Annotated in this window: 16 protein-coding genes; 1 reads left to right on the top strand and 15 read right to left on the bottom strand. The window is 63.2% G+C overall.

The window, feature by feature from the left end; all coding sequences use genetic code 11:
• Positions 1–45: 45 nt before the first annotated feature.
• The 6 genes from ACVILI_RS10910 to ACVILI_RS10885 form a co-directional block, all read right to left on the bottom strand.
• The gene (locus ACVILI_RS10910) at positions 46–981 is read right to left on the bottom strand and encodes a putative B6 ABC transporter permease subunit 1 (protein WP_019860085.1); all 936 of its coding nucleotides are present in this window, start codon (positions 979–981) and stop codon (positions 46–48) included.
• Between the two features lie 3 nt (positions 982–984).
• Entirely contained in the window at positions 985–1668 is a 684-nt protein-coding gene (locus tag ACVILI_RS10905) for an ABC transporter permease (RefSeq protein ID WP_457102439.1), read from the bottom strand.
• A gap of 93 nt (positions 1669–1761) precedes the next feature.
• Positions 1762–3390 (bottom strand): IS1634 family transposase, encoded by a 1629-nt coding sequence (locus tag ACVILI_RS10900; RefSeq protein WP_038655116.1) that lies wholly within the window; start codon positions 3388–3390, stop codon positions 1762–1764.
• Positions 3391–3530: 140 nt separating this feature from the next.
• Entirely contained in the window at positions 3531–3971 is a 441-nt protein-coding gene (locus tag ACVILI_RS10895; RefSeq protein ID WP_457102438.1) for a hypothetical protein, read from the bottom strand.
• Positions 3968–5536, bottom strand: coding sequence for a putative B6 ABC transporter ATP-binding protein (locus tag ACVILI_RS10890; RefSeq protein WP_020628974.1), 1569 nt, complete (start codon positions 5534–5536; stop codon positions 3968–3970). Before ACVILI_RS10890 ends, ACVILI_RS10895 begins: the two co-directional genes overlap by 4 nt.
• A gap of 78 nt (positions 5537–5614) precedes the next feature.
• Entirely contained in the window at positions 5615–6589 is a 975-nt protein-coding gene (locus tag ACVILI_RS10885; protein WP_457102437.1) for a BMP family protein, read from the bottom strand.
• A gap of 153 nt (positions 6590–6742) precedes the next feature.
• On the opposite strand from ACVILI_RS10885, the gene ACVILI_RS10880 reads away from it, so the two are divergent.
• On the top strand, positions 6743–7168 hold the full coding sequence (locus ACVILI_RS10880) for a hypothetical protein (protein WP_027047190.1): 426 nt from the start codon (positions 6743–6745) through the stop codon (positions 7166–7168).
• Between the two features lie 37 nt (positions 7169–7205).
• Here ACVILI_RS10880 and ACVILI_RS10875 read toward each other — a convergent pair whose 3' ends face one another.
• The 9 genes from ACVILI_RS10875 to ACVILI_RS10835 form a co-directional block, all read right to left on the bottom strand.
• Positions 7206–8216, bottom strand: a complete 1011-nt coding sequence (locus ACVILI_RS10875) for an ABC transporter substrate-binding protein (RefSeq protein ID WP_027047191.1) — start codon at positions 8214–8216, stop codon at positions 7206–7208.
• A gap of 33 nt (positions 8217–8249) precedes the next feature.
• Positions 8250–9077, bottom strand: coding sequence for an ABC transporter permease (locus ACVILI_RS10870; protein ID WP_038644827.1), 828 nt, complete (start codon positions 9075–9077; stop codon positions 8250–8252).
• Complete coding sequence (locus ACVILI_RS10865) at positions 9074–9904, bottom strand: ABC transporter ATP-binding protein (protein ID WP_019860092.1); 831 nt, start codon at positions 9902–9904, stop codon at positions 9074–9076. The genes ACVILI_RS10870 and ACVILI_RS10865 overlap by 4 nt, the downstream gene beginning before the upstream one ends.
• Positions 9905–9995: 91 nt before the next feature.
• Positions 9996–10925 carry a 5-formyl-3-hydroxy-2-methylpyridine 4-carboxylate 5-dehydrogenase gene (gene fhmpcd1 / locus ACVILI_RS10860; protein ID WP_019860093.1) on the bottom strand — a complete coding sequence of 310 codons (930 nt, stop codon included), beginning with the start codon at positions 10923–10925 and terminating at the stop codon, positions 9996–9998.
• On the bottom strand, positions 10922–12553 hold the full coding sequence (locus ACVILI_RS10855) for a GMC family oxidoreductase (protein WP_038644825.1): 1632 nt from the start codon (positions 12551–12553) through the stop codon (positions 10922–10924). Before ACVILI_RS10855 ends, fhmpcd1 begins: the two co-directional genes overlap by 4 nt.
• Positions 12554–12664: 111 nt before the next feature.
• Positions 12665–13321, bottom strand: a complete 657-nt coding sequence (locus ACVILI_RS10850) for a class II aldolase/adducin family protein (protein ID WP_457102436.1) — start codon at positions 13319–13321, stop codon at positions 12665–12667.
• A 136-nt stretch (positions 13322–13457) separates the two neighbouring features.
• Complete coding sequence (locus ACVILI_RS10845; protein ID WP_019860098.1) at positions 13458–13916, bottom strand: YbhB/YbcL family Raf kinase inhibitor-like protein; 459 nt, start codon at positions 13914–13916, stop codon at positions 13458–13460.
• A 30-nt stretch (positions 13917–13946) separates the two neighbouring features.
• Complete coding sequence (locus ACVILI_RS10840; protein ID WP_019860099.1) at positions 13947–14537, bottom strand: amino acid synthesis family protein; 591 nt, start codon at positions 14535–14537, stop codon at positions 13947–13949.
• Between the two features lie 69 nt (positions 14538–14606).
• Positions 14607–15746, bottom strand: a complete 1140-nt coding sequence (locus tag ACVILI_RS10835; protein WP_019860100.1) for an FAD-dependent oxidoreductase — start codon at positions 15744–15746, stop codon at positions 14607–14609.
• Positions 15747–15748: the final 2 nt, after the last annotated feature.

Here is a 15748-nt window from a genome sequence, read left to right as displayed (position 1 = left end):
TTGCCTCCTGTTTGGCGCGGGTCCCTTCCGCGCATCTGATTGTGGTCAGCGCGCGCCGCGCTCGTATGGAATGCCTAGTGCCGCCGGCAGGCTGGCACGCCGGCCAAACAGCACCAGCATGATCATCACCGCCAGGAACGGCAGCATCTGGATGACGTCGGTCGGTATGTTGATGCCCGCCACCTGCATAGCCGTTGTCAGCGACAGGCAGACGCCGAACAGCAGGGCGCCGAACAGCACCCAGACCGGACGGCCGCGCGCCAGCATGGCCAGCACGATGCCGAGAAAGCCGGCGCCATTGGTGATGAACGGAATGAACAGGCCCGCACCGACATTGGCGAGATAGGCGCCGCCGAGCCCGGCCAGCGCACCGGTCGTCAGCACCGCGATGGTCCGGGTCCTGATGACGTCGATGCCGGCGACGTCGAGTGCTGCCGGCTTGTCGCCCGCTGCCTGCAGATTGAGGCCGAGCTGCGTGCGCCGATAGAGGTAGCCCATGCCGAACACCAGCGCGACCGCCAGATAGACGATCAGATGATGTTTGAAGAAGGCGGGTCCGATGACAGGAATATCCGACAGCAGCGGAATGATGGTGGCGTCCGCCGCCGGCAGGCGGGGATAGCTGCGCGAGAACTGGAAATGATGAAGCAGCGCCGTCAGACCTTCGAGACCGAGCGTCAACGCGATGCCGATGACGATCTGGTTCAGCCCGATGCGCACGCACAGCAGCGCCATGATCATCGCCACGGCGACACCGCCGGCGGCACCGGTAAGGAACCCCAGCCACAGCGACCCGGAATAGAAGGCGCCGACAAAGCCGAGATAGGCGCCGGCCAGCATCATGCCTTCGATGCCGATGTTGAGCACGCCGGCTTTTTCCGACATCTGCTCGCCGAGGCCGGCCAGCAGCAGCGGGATGGCGGCGGTGACGGCGCCGAACAGCAGCGCGCTGAGAAAGACTTCGCTGAAGAGCCCGGTCATGCCCTAAGCCTTTCTCGACTGGTTGTAGCGATGGTCGACATATTCGGCGAGCGCGAGCACGATCAGCACGATGGAGACCAGCACCAGCGTGAAATGGTTGGGCACGCCAAGCCGCCGCGCCGCGCTTTCGCCGCCGATCGACAGCACCGAAAGCAGGAACACGAAACCGATAGCGGCAAAGCCGTTCATGCGGGCGAGGAACACGGCTGGAATGACGGCAAGCCCGTAAGCGGGATTCCAGTCGGCGCGGACATTGCCCTGGACGCCGATGATGTCGACAGCGCCGGCAAGGCCGGCCAGCCCGGCCGAAATGGCGAAGACGGTGACGGTTAGGCCAGACACGCCGAGCCCCGCGTGGACCGCGGCGCGCGGATTGGCGCCGACGATCCGCAATTTCAGCCCGAACGCCGTGCGCGTCATCACCAGATGCACGATGATGATTGCCGCCAGGCCGAGCAGCAGGCCGCTGGTGATGGTCGTTTCGAACAGGCGCGGCAGCCTGTCGTCCACCGGCAGCGTACGCGTCTGCGGCACGGTCGTGCTGGGGTCGCGAAACATGAGCTTGACCAGCACATTTGCGAGCGAGGTGCCCAGGAACGTCATCATCAGCGTGGTGATGATCTCGTTGACGCCCTGATAGGCACGCAGCAGAGCTGGGATCAGCGACCAGATCATCGCCACCGCCATGGCCCGACTTAAACACCGCCTGTGAGAATATGTCATTAAGTCAGCATGTTAGGCGCGCGCCGGCGCGTGTTACCACTACATCTGGGGGGGATCTCAGGCGAGTTGTTCGTCGAGGTTGTGTGGCAGAGCGATGCCAGCTGCCTTGAAGACGTTGCCCACTTGGCCGGTGACGTGAGTTCTGGTTGTGACGATGCGACCATCCTTTTCGATGGTGGCTTCCTGGAGGCGATCGAGATCGCGTAGGAGCGGCTGCCATTCGGGCGTCAGGCCTTTGGCCCGGCAGAGGCGGCGCAGTTCCTTGCTGAGCACGAGCGCCAGGAACGAGCAGAACACATGCCCGCGGATGGCGGCATCGGATTGGTGGAAGATCGGCCGGGTATTGAAGGTTGCCTTGGCGGCGCGGAACAGGCTCTCGACCTCGAGCAAATCGCGATACCGCAGCACGGCCTGGAGCGGGGTCACCTTCGCGTTGGTCCGCACCACGGTGATACCGTCGTAGCGGGCTTCCTCGGCAAGCTTGCCGACATCGATCTTGAAGTTCTTGCCGCCGGCCTTGAGGTAACGCCGGTAGGCCGAGTTGCCGACCAGTGCCTTGTCGCCCTTCTTGAGCTGTGCCTCGAGGCCGGCGATGATCGCCTGGCGGTCGGCCTTGTCCTTCTCGGCCTCGGCGTCATTGCGGCTGACGATGTAGCGGTCTTTACCGAACTTGACCTCTTTGACCCACAACTGAGTTTCACCGCGCTGGCGCTCGAGAACGAGCGGAACCATCGGCGCCGTGTCATTGAGCACGACGTTGTGGATCACGCTGCTCGAGCGTTCGCGGGCCCCCAGAATGTATTCCATGCCCAGCTTTTCGAGCGCGGCGATGGTATCGGCGCTGATCATGCCGCGATCGGCGACAACGCAGGCGCGTGTGACGCCGAAGCGCGTTCGCAGCCGATCGACCACCGGCAACAGGACGGTCACGTCAGCGGTGTTGCCAGGCACCATCTCGGTGCAGATCGGCCGGCCCTCGCCATCAACGACCAGCGCCAGGATCATTTGCGCCAGATCGGGGCGGAAGTCCTTGGAATGCCCGCGCTTGCCCAGCGTCTCGCCGCCCGCGCCGTAGAAGGATAACGAGGTTGTGTCCATGAACACAAGGCTGAGGTCGGTGAACAGGTCCTGCCGGCGCGCGAAGAGCTTTTCCTCGATCACGTCTTTCACGCAGCGCGCCACCAGCGCGCCTTGCGCCTTTTCGCCGCGTTCCTCGCCCAGCCACGCCATGGCCCGGTAAAAGTGATGGAGCGCCAGACCCTCGGCGCCCTCGATACCATAATCGGCCATCCAGTTCGCGCAGTCGCGGTCCGAGCCCGACACGAACAGCCGATGCAACGTGCCAATGAACACCGCCCGTTCCACCGCAAAGCCGAACTGGCGCCCTTCCAGCACCTCTTCCAGCACATCGCCAATCCCGAGCCGCTGCCACAGCCGCCCGAACAACAGCGGACCGCCAATGCGGCGAGAGGCAATCCGCCCCGCGTCAATGTCGGACAGGATGAGGCTGCGTTCGCCATGGCGCGCAATCGAGGCCGCCAATCTGTCAAGTTCGCCGCTGGCAACCAGCGCATCCTTGCGGCCCAGTGCCTTTATCGTGCGCTGGCGAACGGTTTTGCCGTCGCGGACACTTTCCACGAGGTAGAGATAGCGATGGCCGCGCGCGACTCTCTCAACGACAAACATGCCAGCGTTGTTAGCGAATAAATGCCATAAAATCCATACAACATGCGGCTAGCAGATCAAATGTTGTTACCACACATTTTCGCGCCCGAAATTCAAGGCAAATGATTTCAATGGCTTAACGGACAGTGTTCGCTATCCGTTCACGTCCAACTGTTCAAGTTGGGCATGGCGATGAGGAACGAAAAGGTCAGCGCCAGCCAGGATGGCATGATCTGAACGAGTACGGGCGCGCTGGCCGCCGCCGTCACCGCGCCAAGCAGGAACTGGCCGTCGCCACCGAGATTCCACATGCCCGCGCGAAAGGCGACGATGAGGCCGGCGGCAAGAAACAGCAGCGGCGCCATCCGCGTCAGCGTCTGCTGGATACCGAGCGGGGAGAACAGTCCTTTCTCCAGCACGAAACCGTAATAGGCGAGCGGGTCGACGCCGACGGCAAGCAGGATGAAGCCGGCTATGATGAGGGCGATGAGGATCGGGCCGAGCGTCATCAGCAGCCGATGCAGGATGTCGCGGCGCGTCGCCGTCCCGCTCGTGGCATCGAGCGCGGTGGCACTGGCCGTGGGGGCGGTGTCGATGCTCATGCTGCAAGTCCGATCATCAGGCGGCCGATCCTGGTGCGGGCATCGTCGGTGTTCTCGACCGTGCCGACGAGCGCTCCGTTGGCGATGACGGCGACGCGGTCGCACATAGCAAGCAACTCCTCGAGGTCGGTGGAAATGAGCAGCACGGCAAGGCCGCGGGCCGCCGTATCGCGGATGCGCTGGCGCGATGCCAAAGTATTGGCGAGATCGAGTCCATAGGTCGGCTTGTTGAAGATCACCACCTTGGCGCCCTCTGCCAGTTCGCGTGCCAGAAGCACTTTCTGGATGTTGCCGCCCGACAGCCGGGCGACCGGCGTCTTCAGGCTTGGCGTGCGCACGTCGTATTCGCGCACGAGCTGGGCGGCGCGCTCGTCGATCTCGCCACGCTGCTCGACGCCGTGGCGCCAGAACGGGGCAGCGCCGACCTGCTTGAGGAAAAAGTTGATCGAGACCGGGAAGGTGCCGACAGTGCCTTCGCCGAGCCGGTCGTCGGTCAGGTAGCGCAGACCGCGCCGGCGGCGTTCGCCGACGCTCAGCGCCTCGATGGCGACGCCCTCCAGCCGCACCGAACCGCCTGTCGCGGCGCGCTGGCCGGCCAGCGCTTCGGCAAGCTGCTTCTGACCGTTGCCGTCGATGCCGGCGATGCCGAGGATCTCGCCCGGGCGGATGTCGAAGGAGATCGACGACAGGCCGGGCGCATTGTCCGTCGGCGCGACCGCCAGATCCGCGACCTGGAGCAGCGGCGCCGCTTCGGCCTGGACTGTACGGACCGGACGCTCGACGGCTTCCGGATCGTCCTTCTGCTTGCCGAACATCAATTCCACGATCTCCGAGATGATCGCCTGCTCGCCCAGCGCGCGAAACCGCTCGGGTGGGATCTCGCCGACCTTGCGGCCGAGCTTCAGCACCGAGATGCGGTCGCCGAAGGCCGCCGCCTCCTTGAGCTTGTGGGTGATGAAGACGATGGCCAGACCCTGCTCGACAAGGCGGCGCATCAGTGCGCCCAGTTCGTCGATGCCTTTCGGCGTCAGCATGGAGGTGGACTCGTCCAGGATCAGCAGCCGGCTGTTGCGCACCATGGCGCGCAGGATTTCGACCTGCTGCTGCTCGCCGAGCGAAAGCTCCGACACCTTGGCATGCAGCTTCACCGTGATGCCGAGACTGCGGGTGATCTCGGCGACGCGCGCCTCAAGCTCCTCGGTCCTGGGGCGTTGCCACCAGGGCCCGCCAAGCAACAGGTTTTCCGCCACCGTCAGCGTCGGCACCAGCATCATGTGCTGGAAGACAGTGCCGATGCCCAGCGCCAGCGCATGGCGCGGCGATGTGATCGGCGTTGGCTTGCCGTCGACCAATATGCGCCCTTCGTCCGGCTGCTGCAGGCCAGACAGCATGCCGATCAACGTCGATTTTCCAGCGCCGTTCTCGCCGAGCAGCACATGCACCTCGCCGGGACGGATCGACAGGTCGACGCTGTCATTGGCGACAATGCCGGGAAACCGCTTGGTCACGCCCTCAAGCGCGACGATGTCGCGGCCGGCAACGGACGATGAAAAAGAACCGCTCATGAAAGCCTGCACCAAGAAAATGGTAATCGGCCGGAGAGGCTAACGGATCACCCCTCCGGCAGCTAACCCGTGATCGCCTTACTGGGCGACGCTGGTCATCAGCGCCCTTACAGCGGCCGCGTCATAGACCGGATCGACCTTGATCTTGCCGGAAATGACGTCTTCGCGCAGCGTCTGGATTTCCGCCCAGACATTGTCCGGAATGGCGGCGGTTTTCAGCAGCTTCACCGAGTCGTCCTTGAGGCCGATCGTATAGTGCTTGGTACCGAACGTGTCGGCCTTGATGTCGGCGATCATCGCCGCATAGACCGGTTCGATGTTCCACACCACCGACGACAGCAGGAAGCCCTTGTCGATCGGCGATTTGTCACCGATGACGTCGATGAAATAGACCTTGCCGCCATCTGCTGCCTTGGTCGTCTCGACCGCCTGCAGCATGCCGAAGCTCGAACCGTTGCCCTGGCCGAAGATGATGTCGGCGCCCGACGCGATCACGCTTTCGGTGACCCGCTTGCCGCCGGCCGCATCGCTGTAGGCGGCCGGTCCGATCACCGCATAGGTGATCTTGACGTCCGGGTTTTCCGCCTTCACGCCTTGCGCGAACGCCGCCGACTGCGAATTCCATGATGGCGGTTCGCCCGAGACGACGATGCCGACCGACTTGGAACGCGACATCATGGCGGCGAGACGGCCGGCGAGATAGGCGCCCTGGTGGCCACTCAGCGTGTAGTCGGCGACGAGGCCCTTCTCCAGGCCGTTCGGCGTGTCGACGATCGCCACCGGAACCTTCAACTCCTTGGCGATTTCAGGCGCCGAGGTGTTGTAGCCGCTGGCGTGGGCGATCAGCAGGCTGGCACCGTCTGACGCAAGTTCCCGCAGGGTCGGACGAACGTCGCCATAGCCGAGGCCCTGGGCCACGACCACTTCGACGCCGGCGGCCTTGCCAGCCGCCTTGGCGGCGTCGATGCCTTGCTGGTTCCAGCCGTAATCAGTGCCTTCTTCGGGTGTCAGGATGGCGATCGACTTGACTTCGCCAGCAAGCGCGCCACCCATCAAGATGCCGCTCAGTATAACTGCACTTACACTGCTTTTAAGAATCTTTAACATGTTACCCTCTCTGTTGATTTGCCAATCAATATTCTTATTGTTATTGCGCAGAAGCGAGGTAGACTGCCTGATAAAGTTTACCATTGGAGTTCAGGCAAAGTGAAGATTCGTTATGTTCTCCCTGTCGCGCTGGCGTTCACATCCTTCGCCAACGCGGTCGAGTTGCACCATGTCATCGTCCGCAAGGGCACCGACGGGCTCGACATGGTGCCGTTGACGATTTCGAATGCGAGCAAGGAAGGGCTGTCCTGCAATGCCGACTTCGCCCACTGGTATTCGGCCGGGATCGCGACGGTCGAGCCGGGCAAGAGCGCCCGCGTCGAGCTCTGGTTCGACGCCAAGACCGGCACGTTCACGATCCTCAACGACAAGCGCGAGAACCTGCCGGTCGAGCGGCTGTGGTGCGGCCTGTCGGGCCGCGCATATGCCACACGGGTGCAGATCACGCTTGACCGCAACGACGCGGCCAAGGGAGCGCGCGCCGTGTCCTGCGGCGTGGAGCGGGACACGCTGGCGTGCCGGTAGGCGCTCATCGATCCGTTGGCCCGCGACATAGCGCGGCCTACTCCTTGGCCAGGAATTTGTCGGTGAAGACGTCGTCCGCCGACAGGGCCGCCTTGAGCACGCCCTGATCGGTGAGCGTCTTCAACGTTTCCTCCCACTGCGTCTTCGTCATCCAGCCAAGGCCGTGTTCCTTGGTGTCCGGGCTGGTGAAGGTCGACGCGATGTCGGCGTTGATCTGCGCCAGAAGCACGTCTTTCTTGTCGGCGTAGCCGGGTGCGGCCTTGGCGGTGATCTCGGCTGCCTCTTCGGGGTGTGCCACGACATAGTCGAAGGCCTCCCTGTACGCCTTGACGAAGCGGGCGACGATTTCGGGCTTGTCCTTGATCATCTTCTGCGAGGTGAACAGGCCTGAGCCATAGGCCTTCCAGCCATGGTCCGAACCCATCATGATGCTGAGCGAACCGGGACCGCCGGCCTTGGCCTCAAGTTCGGGAACCTCGGCGTCGACATAGCCGACCACCGTCTGGACCCGTCCCAGAAGCAGGTAGCTTTCATAGGGCGGCGAGACGCTGTTCAGCGTCATGTCCTTCTCGGTCAGGCCATTGGCCGCCAGGAAGCCCTTGAAGAAGATGTAGGTCGAACCGGCCGGATGAATGCCGATGGTGAGACCCTTCAGATCCGCCGGCTTGGTGAGCTTCATCGTCTTCGCCAGCGAGATGATCGCCAGGGGCGAGTGCTGGTTGACGGCCGCCAGCGCCACGACGGGAACATTCTGCGACCGCGCGACGGCGAGCGTGGGAAGATCGCCGAAACCGAAATCCGCGTTCTCATTGCCCACCAGCCGCATGGCGTCCGGCGAGCCCGACCCCTTGCGGATCTCGGCGACGTCGATGTCGTTCTTGGCGAAGAAGCCTTTCTCCTTGCCGACGAAGAACATGGCGTGGTTGCCGCGCACCACCCAGTCGAGCTGGACGTTGACCTTGTCGGCCGCCAGGGCCACGCTGGAGAAGCCGAGTGTCCCGACACACGCCGCAAGCGCGGCTGCCTTGATGAGTGAGCGTCTGAGCATTTTTGTTCCCTTTTTCGTTTGTTGAGAGCGGACCTAGGACTGGCTGAATTTCGGCGCCCATGGCACCACGATGCGTTCGAGAATTTCGGCCGCGTAGTAGAAGGCGATGCCCAGCACCGAAACGAGGAGCAGGGCAGCGAAGACCAGCGCGGTATCGAGCTGGGTCGAGGCGAACTGGATGACGTAGCCGAGCCCGTCCGAGGCGCCGGCGAATTCGCCGACGATGGCGCCGATGACGCTGAGCGTCGCGGCGATCTTGGTGCCGGCCATCAGGTTGGGCAGCGAATGCGGAACGCGGATCCTGAACAGGATCTGCGTGCGGCTGGCGCCGACCGAATTCATCAGCGACAGCAGCGAACGATCGACCGACTGCATTCCCGCCAGCATCGACAAGGTCACCGGGAAGAAGGCGATGACCAGGATCAGGCCGATCTTGGGCGCGAGCCCATAGCCGAACCAGAGGATGAAGATCGGTGCCAGCGCCACCTTGGGCACATTCTGGAACAGCACCACCAGCGGATAGAGCGCTCGCCCCAGCCAGTCGAAGCGTACGATGACCAAGGCGATGGCAATGCCGACCACGACAGAGACAAGGAATCCGAACAGGATCTCGCCCGCCGTCACCAGCGTCGCCTGCATCAGCGTTCCCCATTGCGCGGCCAGCGATTGCGCGATCTCGGACGGAGCGGGAATGATGAAGGCGGATATCGCGAAAATCCGCACCACGGCTTCCCACACCACGATCGTCGCCAGCAGAAGGATGACCGCGGGAAGCCAGCTGCCGGTCGCTGCGCCCCAGCTTGAGGCAAACCGCGACTCGGGCCTCGACTCGGAGAAATTGGTGACGGGTTGATCGCTCATGATGCGTCTCCCGGTTGATGGCTGGCGCGCAGCATGGTGCGCAGTTGAACCACGAGCCTGACGAACTCCGGATCCTCGGTGACCGTCAGGTCGCGCGGATAGGGCAGACCAATGTCGAGGCTTTCGGTGATCCGCCCAGGCTTGATCCCCAGCACGTGGACATGGCGCGACAGGTGAATGGCCTCATCTATCGAATGGGTGACGAGCACGATGGTCTTGCCGGTGCGCTGCCAGATCTCCAGCAGCGACTGGCCCATCGCATCGCGGGTAATGGCGTCGAGCGCGCCGAACGGCTCGTCCATCAGCAGCACCGCCGGATCGAGCGCCAGGGCCCGCGCGATGGCGACGCGCTGGCGCATGCCGCCGGACAATTCATGGGGGCGCTTGTGGGCACTGTCGCCCAACCCCACCAGTTCCAGCATCTCCTGGCCGCGCCCGCGCAACTCAGCGCGCGAGAGCGACTTATCGGCGATACTGAGCAGCATCGATGCGTTGTCGACGGCGTTCTTCCAGGGAAGCAAATTGGCGTCCTGGAAGACGAGGCCGATCATGCGCTTGCGCGCCGCTTCGACCGGCGAAAGCCCAGCGATCGAAACGCTGCCGCTCGTCGGATTGACAAGCCCGGCCAGGACCTTGAGCAAGGTGCTCTTGCCGCAGCCGGACGGACCAATAAGGGACACAAACGACCCCTTCGGCACCGAAAGATCGATATTCTGCAGAACCAGCTGCTTGGCCATGACCACCGACACACCCTTGGCGGAGATCAGGTCGTCATGGCGGATATGGGCCGGCCGGCCGCCGGCCGCTCGAATGGTTTCAACGCGCATGGCTTGCCACCTCATGCACTGCCGTCAGCCTCGACCGCACCGTCCAGTCCCCGACGGCGTGCCTGTCTTTGTGAGCTCGATAAACCATTGGCTACTCCCGGCCTTCCAGGATGCGTCGCACCGCGACGAGTTTGCGCGCCCTTTCGCCTTGCAGCGCCTTGGTCTGCTCGGGCGTATAGGAGAACATGCCCTCGCCCGACTTGATGCCGAACTTCGACGCGTTGGTCTTTTCCAGCACCATGGGCGCGACATCGCCGCGATTGGAGAGATCGGCGTTGAGGAAGGACGAGACGGACTTGTAGATATCCAGCCCCGCCATATCGAGCAGAGCCATCGGCCCGATCACGGCGATCTTGTAGCCGATGCCCCAGGACACGCAGGTGTCGAGATCTTCCGGATCGATGACGCCTCGCTCGACGAGGTCGACCGCCTCGCGCAGCAGCGCATAGAGCACGCGGTTTTCGACGAAGCCTGGAACATCCTTCTTCACCACCACCGGCAGCAAACCTATCGAGCGGATGAGGTCGCGGATCGTCGCCACGGTTTGCGGCGCGGTCTTCTCGCCGGCGATCACCTCGATCATCGGGATGATGTGCGGCGGGTTCGACCAGTGCATGCCGACCATCCGCTCGGGATGCGAGATATGCGCCTGCAGCTTGGTGATCGGGATACCCGACGTGTCGGACGCGACGATCGTATCCGGGCCGATCAGGCCGTCGACGGTGCGATAGACATCGGCCTTGACCGAAATGTTTTCAGGAACGTTCTCGATGACGAGGTCGGCGCCGGATATCGCATCGCCGATATCGTCGGTGAAGCGAACCGTCCCGACGCCGGCCGACGGTGGCGCGATGCCCAAGGCGTCCAGAACGGTCTCGGCCACGCTCAGCATGGATCGCGCGCGCTCGATCGCTGCCGGGGCAACATCGTAGGCGACCACCTGCAGGCCGCCTCTGGCGAGCCGGGCGGCCATGCCCGGCCCCATCGTACCCAGGCCGATGATGGCGATATTTCGGATCATTGCACTGCCCTGCTTTCTTTTGAGCTCGCGATGAGGTCGGCGGCCTTTTCGGCAATCATGATCACTGCGGCGTTGATGTTTCCGCAGACCAGGTCGGGCATGACGGAAGCGTCCACCACTCTAAGCCCGTCGACGCCGCGAACCCGCAATTGCGGGTCGACGACCGAGGCCGCATCGGCCCCCATCCGGCAGGTCCCGGCCGGGTGATGCACGGTGATGGAGGTCTTGCGGATATGCTCGTCGATCTCGTCGTCGCTCTGGCACTTCGGACCGGGAAAGAACTCCGCCTCGATGAAGGGCTGCATGGAGGGCTGCGCGGCCAGATCCCTTGCCACCCGGAAACCGGCCCGCAGCGACTCCCAATCCTTCGGCGAGGCGAGGAAATTCTGGTGGATCAGGGGCGCCGCGGAAGGATCGGCCGAGGCCAGTTTCACGGCTCCGCGGCTTTCTGGCTGCGTCGCCACGATGCGCGTTGCGAAGCCGTCCGCAAACGGCGCCTTGAACGGCTTGAAGTATGGCCATGCCGCAAGCGGCGCCGCCGTGAAGAGCAGTTGCACATCCGGCAAGGGTCGCGCCGGGCCGCTCTTGAGGAAGGCGACGACACCGCCGGGCACGTCGCCGGAAAAACCGCGTCCCGTGAGGTAGGTCTTGACGAAATCGAAGCCGATGCGATCGGCACGCATGTTGCGCAGGAAAGGGCCGCCCGGAGCCCGGCGCCGGTACATGAGGATGACCGAGACGTGATCCTGCAGGTTCTTGCCGACCGCCGGCAGATTGACCCGCGTCTGGATACCGTGCGCGGCAAGCTCATCCTGCGCCCCGATACCCGACAGCATCATCAGTTGCGGCGTGTTGATCACGCCGCCGGCAAGCAGCACTTCCTTGCGGGCGAGAACCGTACGTTCGCCGCCGCGATGGTTGATGGTGACGCCGGTGGCGCGCGCACCCTCCAGCACGATCCTGGTTGCGCTCGCTTCCGTCAGAACGGTCAGATTGGGCCGCTTCAGCACCGGCCGCAGATAGGCTGACGCGGTCGAGGCGCGCCGACCTTTCGAAATCGTCATCTGGAGGCGGCCGAACCCTTCCTGCCGCTCGCCATTGTAGTCCTTCGTCTGCGCATAGCCTGCTTGCACGCTGGCTTGCGCGAAGGCGTCGATCAGCGTGTCCTTGTAGCGGCAGAACTGGGTGCTGACCGGGCCGGCGCCGCCGCGATACTGGTCCTCGCCCCCTTCCCAGCTTTCCTGCTTGCGGAAATACGGCAGCACCTTGTCGTACGACCAGTCGCTGAGACCTGTCGCCGCCCAACGATCGTAGTCCCCGCGATTGCCGCGCACATAGGCCATGGCGTTGGTCGACGATGATCCGCCAATGACCTTTCCGCGCGCACACTCGACCCTGCGCCCGCCTACATTGTCTTCCGGCTCGCAGAAATACATCCAGTCATGGCGGCGCTCGGTCAGGATCTTGCCCCATCCAAGCGGAATGTGGATCATCGGATCGCGGTCCCAGCCGCCGGCCTCCAGCAGCAGCACCGAACATCTCGGATCGGCGCTCAGCCGGTTGGCGAGCACGCAACCGGCCGATCCGGCTCCAACGATGATGTAATCGTAACTTTCCGCGTGCGGCATGGTTTCATTGCTTTCGTCCGACGCCCCGGCGCCATAGAACTAGTGCGATTGAGGCTGGAAAATCCTGGCCGACGCCAGGCTTCCCAGCTGATGTTCAAAGCCTGATGGACATCAGGCGAGGCCTGCTTGCCTGAGGCGCTGCGACCAGTGGTTCCATCCTCGATCGATCTGGGCGCCGACGAGTTTTCCTGCCGTCTTGATCTCGCCCGGCGACAGGTATTTGACATTGCCGATCTTCAAGCCGGCGGTGAGCGCTGCTGCTTCCTGCTCGAGATAGAAGGCCCGGAAGACGACCTCCCGCACGGAGTTGCCTACATTGACGACGCCATGCCGCGCCATGAGAACCACGGTCTGGCTGCCGAGACTCTCGGCGATATCAGCGCAAACGTCTGGGCTGCCGCCGAAGAGATCCGTTTCGTCGCCGTGCTTGTCGCGAATCTCGGAGACCGGGACCGACTCGCCGATAAAAGCTCCCATGTGGGTGACCGGCCGAAGCGGCGTGTCGACGAAGCAGTACGGCAGGACAGCCGGAGAATGGGTGTGGAGTACACACTGAACGTCGGGCCGCGTTTTGTAGATCTCGCTGTGGATGTACCGCTCGAGATAGGACGGCCGGTTGTCCGAGGTCTCGCCATCCAGATTGAAGCGTTGGATGTCGTCGACGGTGATCAAGCTCGGGGCCAGTTTCTGCGCCAGGAAGAAACTAGCGGGATCCTCGGGGTCACGGGCACTGATATGCCCGAACGTATCCATGATGCCTTCGTTCAAAAGGATCTTGGTCGCTGTGACCAGCTCTTCGAAGACCTTCCGACGCACTGGGCTGTTGTCTGTCATTTCCAAATTCTCCCATTGCGGCGATGGCGACCATTCTTGTTGTTGTTATCGGTCGCCAGGGCCGCGGATTTCACTTGTTTTCGTAGATGCCGACGATCCGGTTCTGCTCGATGATGTTGCCGGCGTATTTCTGCAGGAACTCCTCCCTGGTAGGCGTCCCGTCGACCTTCGTGTCCAGGGCATAGACCCAGAAATAGTAGTGATGCTCTCCATGGCCCGCGGGCGGCTGGGGTCCGTAATATTGCTTGCCGCCGGCGCCGTTGGGTCCCACGCGGAACTTTTCCTGTGCTCCAGAAAGATCCGTCGTCGACGGATCGATGCCGTAGACTACCCAATGCGTGAAGCCATTGGGCAGGGGCGCGTCGGGATCGTGGCAGATGACCGCAAGCTCTTTCGTCCCTGCCGGGACGCCGCTGACCCTAAGCTTGGGCAATACGTTGCCCTTGTCGCCGGCATGCTCGTCGCGCATTTTCCCGAGCGGCTGGAAATCCGCTGACGTAATCTTGAGGTCCTTGATGTTCAGGGGCATGGAATTCGTCCTTCAGTAACTTCGATCGAGCTAGGCGCCGGCCTTGAGGTCGGCGACGGATTTGCCGCCGACGCGCTGGTGCACGCGCGGACCCGATGCGACGGCGACGCAGATCAGAAGTTCGTCCGGGCGCGGGGCATCCGGCACGCAAAAGGTGACGGCATCGTAGTGGGAACGGATGTAGAGCTCGTCCTTGTGGGCAAGCGGGATATCGATGGTCGTGCCGGCGACAGCGACCTTGCTGACCGAGGAGATCCAGGCCTTGCCGCCCCCCACCTGCTGGCGCAGCGGATCTCCGAACACCGTGGTGATGCAGGCGACGACATGTTCCTGTTCGCCTGATGTACCCGCGATACCGCCCTTGCCATAGCTTTCGACCGGCCTGTTGCCGAGCAGCGCCACCGCCCTCTCGCCGAGCGCATGACCGATCGCTGCACTCGGATTGGTCAGATCGGACAGTTCGGCGACGAACTTTCCGGCGAAGGGATTGCGTATGACAACGCCAGTCGCGACTTTGACGAGGGTTTCGCCAGGCGTGCCACCGTCATGCCGGCTTTCCTGGACCGAGGAATACCATCCCCTGACATCATAATCTCTTTCGACTTCACTGGAATAGTTCATCTTTATCTCCTGAAAGGCGCGCGCTGTGTCCGCACGCACCGATTAATTCGTTGACCGGCTCGCCCGACGCTACTGCGGCCACGAGTAGACACGGCGCAGCGGGTCGTAGCGGGCGGCTTCCAGCGCCGCCGGCGTGAACATGTTTCCCTTCGAGAGCGAGCGGTTCGCCGCATAGTCGCCAGACAGGGCCTGGCAGCGATCGGTGATCGGGCGAATGCGCGTCTCCCAAGCGACCAGCGCATCCTCGACCGAAGCGCCCTCCTCCAGGTCCTGCGACAGGCTGAAGGCGTTGACCATCGCGCAACCGGCGCCCTGGGCAAGAGCCGGGCACATGGCATGCGCGGCATCCCCGACAAGGGCGACCTTGCCTCTTGTCCAGCTATCCAGCTTGGTCGTTTCGTACTTGTCGTACCTGGCGGTTTTCAGCTTGGCCGCCTCGACCAGGCATGGCTCCAGGAAAGGAAACATCTCGACCCAGACTTCGAGATCGATCGGAACGCTCGATCCACGAGGATCGGCGGCCGGAGCCATCAAGCCGAGGTAGAGCTCATTCTCATTGCAGGGCGAATAGAGAATCCGCTGAACACGCGGCCAGAAGTTCCACATGTCGATGGTATTGTCCCACTCGCCATGACCGAGCTCTTTCTTCATGCGCGGGACAATCAGCCGGATGAGGCCATCTTTCGAAACCCAGCGATCCTGTTTGAAGCCGATGGAATCCCTGACCTTGGAACCAACGCCATCGGCGCCAACGATCAGGTCGGCTTCGAGAACCTCGCCGGTCTGGAGGGTCAGGCGCCCTTCCGGGTCGGCGGCGACCGCCTCGGAATTGACGCGGATGTCGACGCCCAAGGCGCGGGCCCGGTTGACCAGGGCATCGTGCAGGTGGCTGCGGGTCATGATGCGCCAGGGGAGACCGTTGAACGTCTCCTTGGAAACCGACTTGTTGTGCATCCAGGTCTCGTAGGTCGGAGGCGTGTGCGAGCCCTGGAGAACATCGTCCAAGGCGCCCAGCCCTTCGAGCACGCGAAGGCCATTGTGCCAGAGATAGATGCCCGCGCCGAATGCCCGCAGTTCCGAGCTCTTTTCGTGCAGCCTGACATCCCAACCCTTCTGCTTGAGAGCGATGGCGGCCGTCAGCCCGGCAAAGCCGCCGCCGGCTACCTCGGCACGACGCGTTTTACCCGGAGTTTTGTTTAGATTGGCCATTT

This window comes from Mesorhizobium sp. USDA 4775 (assembly GCF_054062655.1).
Note: the sequence above shows the minus strand (reverse complement) of the source record. Positions and strands in the feature narration are given on the sequence as shown.

What these genes read in the sequence shown, in the direction of transcription:
- ACVILI_RS10900 (WP_038655116.1), bottom strand. Translation starts at nt 3,390, where the DNA reads ATGTTTGTCGTTGAGAGAGTCGCGCGCGGCCATCGCTATCTCTACCTC.
- ACVILI_RS10870 (WP_038644827.1), bottom strand. Translation starts at nt 9,077, where the DNA reads ATGAGCGATCAACCCGTCACCAATTTCTCCGAGTCGAGGCCCGAGTCG.
- fhmpcd1 (WP_019860093.1), bottom strand. Translation starts at nt 10,925, where the DNA reads ATGATCCGAAATATCGCCATCATCGGCCTGGGTACGATGGGGCCGGGC.
- ACVILI_RS10895 (WP_457102438.1), bottom strand. Translation starts at nt 3,971, where the DNA reads ATGAGCATCGACACCGCCCCCACGGCCAGTGCCACCGCGCTCGATGCC.
- ACVILI_RS10845 (WP_019860098.1), bottom strand. Translation starts at nt 13,916, where the DNA reads ATGCCCCTGAACATCAAGGACCTCAAGATTACGTCAGCGGATTTCCAG.
- ACVILI_RS10910 (WP_019860085.1), bottom strand. Translation starts at nt 981, where the DNA reads ATGACCGGGCTCTTCAGCGAAGTCTTTCTCAGCGCGCTGCTGTTCGGC.
- ACVILI_RS10885 (WP_457102437.1), bottom strand. Translation starts at nt 6,589, where the DNA reads ATGGGTGGCGCGCTTGCTGGCGAAGTCAAGTCGATCGCCATCCTGACA.
- ACVILI_RS10865 (WP_019860092.1), bottom strand. Translation starts at nt 9,904, where the DNA reads ATGCGCGTTGAAACCATTCGAGCGGCCGGCGGCCGGCCGGCCCATATC.
- ACVILI_RS10835 (WP_019860100.1), bottom strand. Translation starts at nt 15,746, where the DNA reads ATGGCCAATCTAAACAAAACTCCGGGTAAAACGCGTCGTGCCGAGGTA.
- ACVILI_RS10875 (WP_027047191.1), bottom strand. Translation starts at nt 8,216, where the DNA reads ATGCTCAGACGCTCACTCATCAAGGCAGCCGCGCTTGCGGCGTGTGTC.
- ACVILI_RS10890 (WP_020628974.1), bottom strand. Translation starts at nt 5,536, where the DNA reads ATGAGCGGTTCTTTTTCATCGTCCGTTGCCGGCCGCGACATCGTCGCG.
- ACVILI_RS10855 (WP_038644825.1), bottom strand. Translation starts at nt 12,553, where the DNA reads ATGCCGCACGCGGAAAGTTACGATTACATCATCGTTGGAGCCGGATCG.
- ACVILI_RS10840 (WP_019860099.1), bottom strand. Translation starts at nt 14,537, where the DNA reads ATGAACTATTCCAGTGAAGTCGAAAGAGATTATGATGTCAGGGGATGG.
- ACVILI_RS10905 (WP_457102439.1), bottom strand. Translation starts at nt 1,668, where the DNA reads ATGGCGGTGGCGATGATCTGGTCGCTGATCCCAGCTCTGCTGCGTGCC.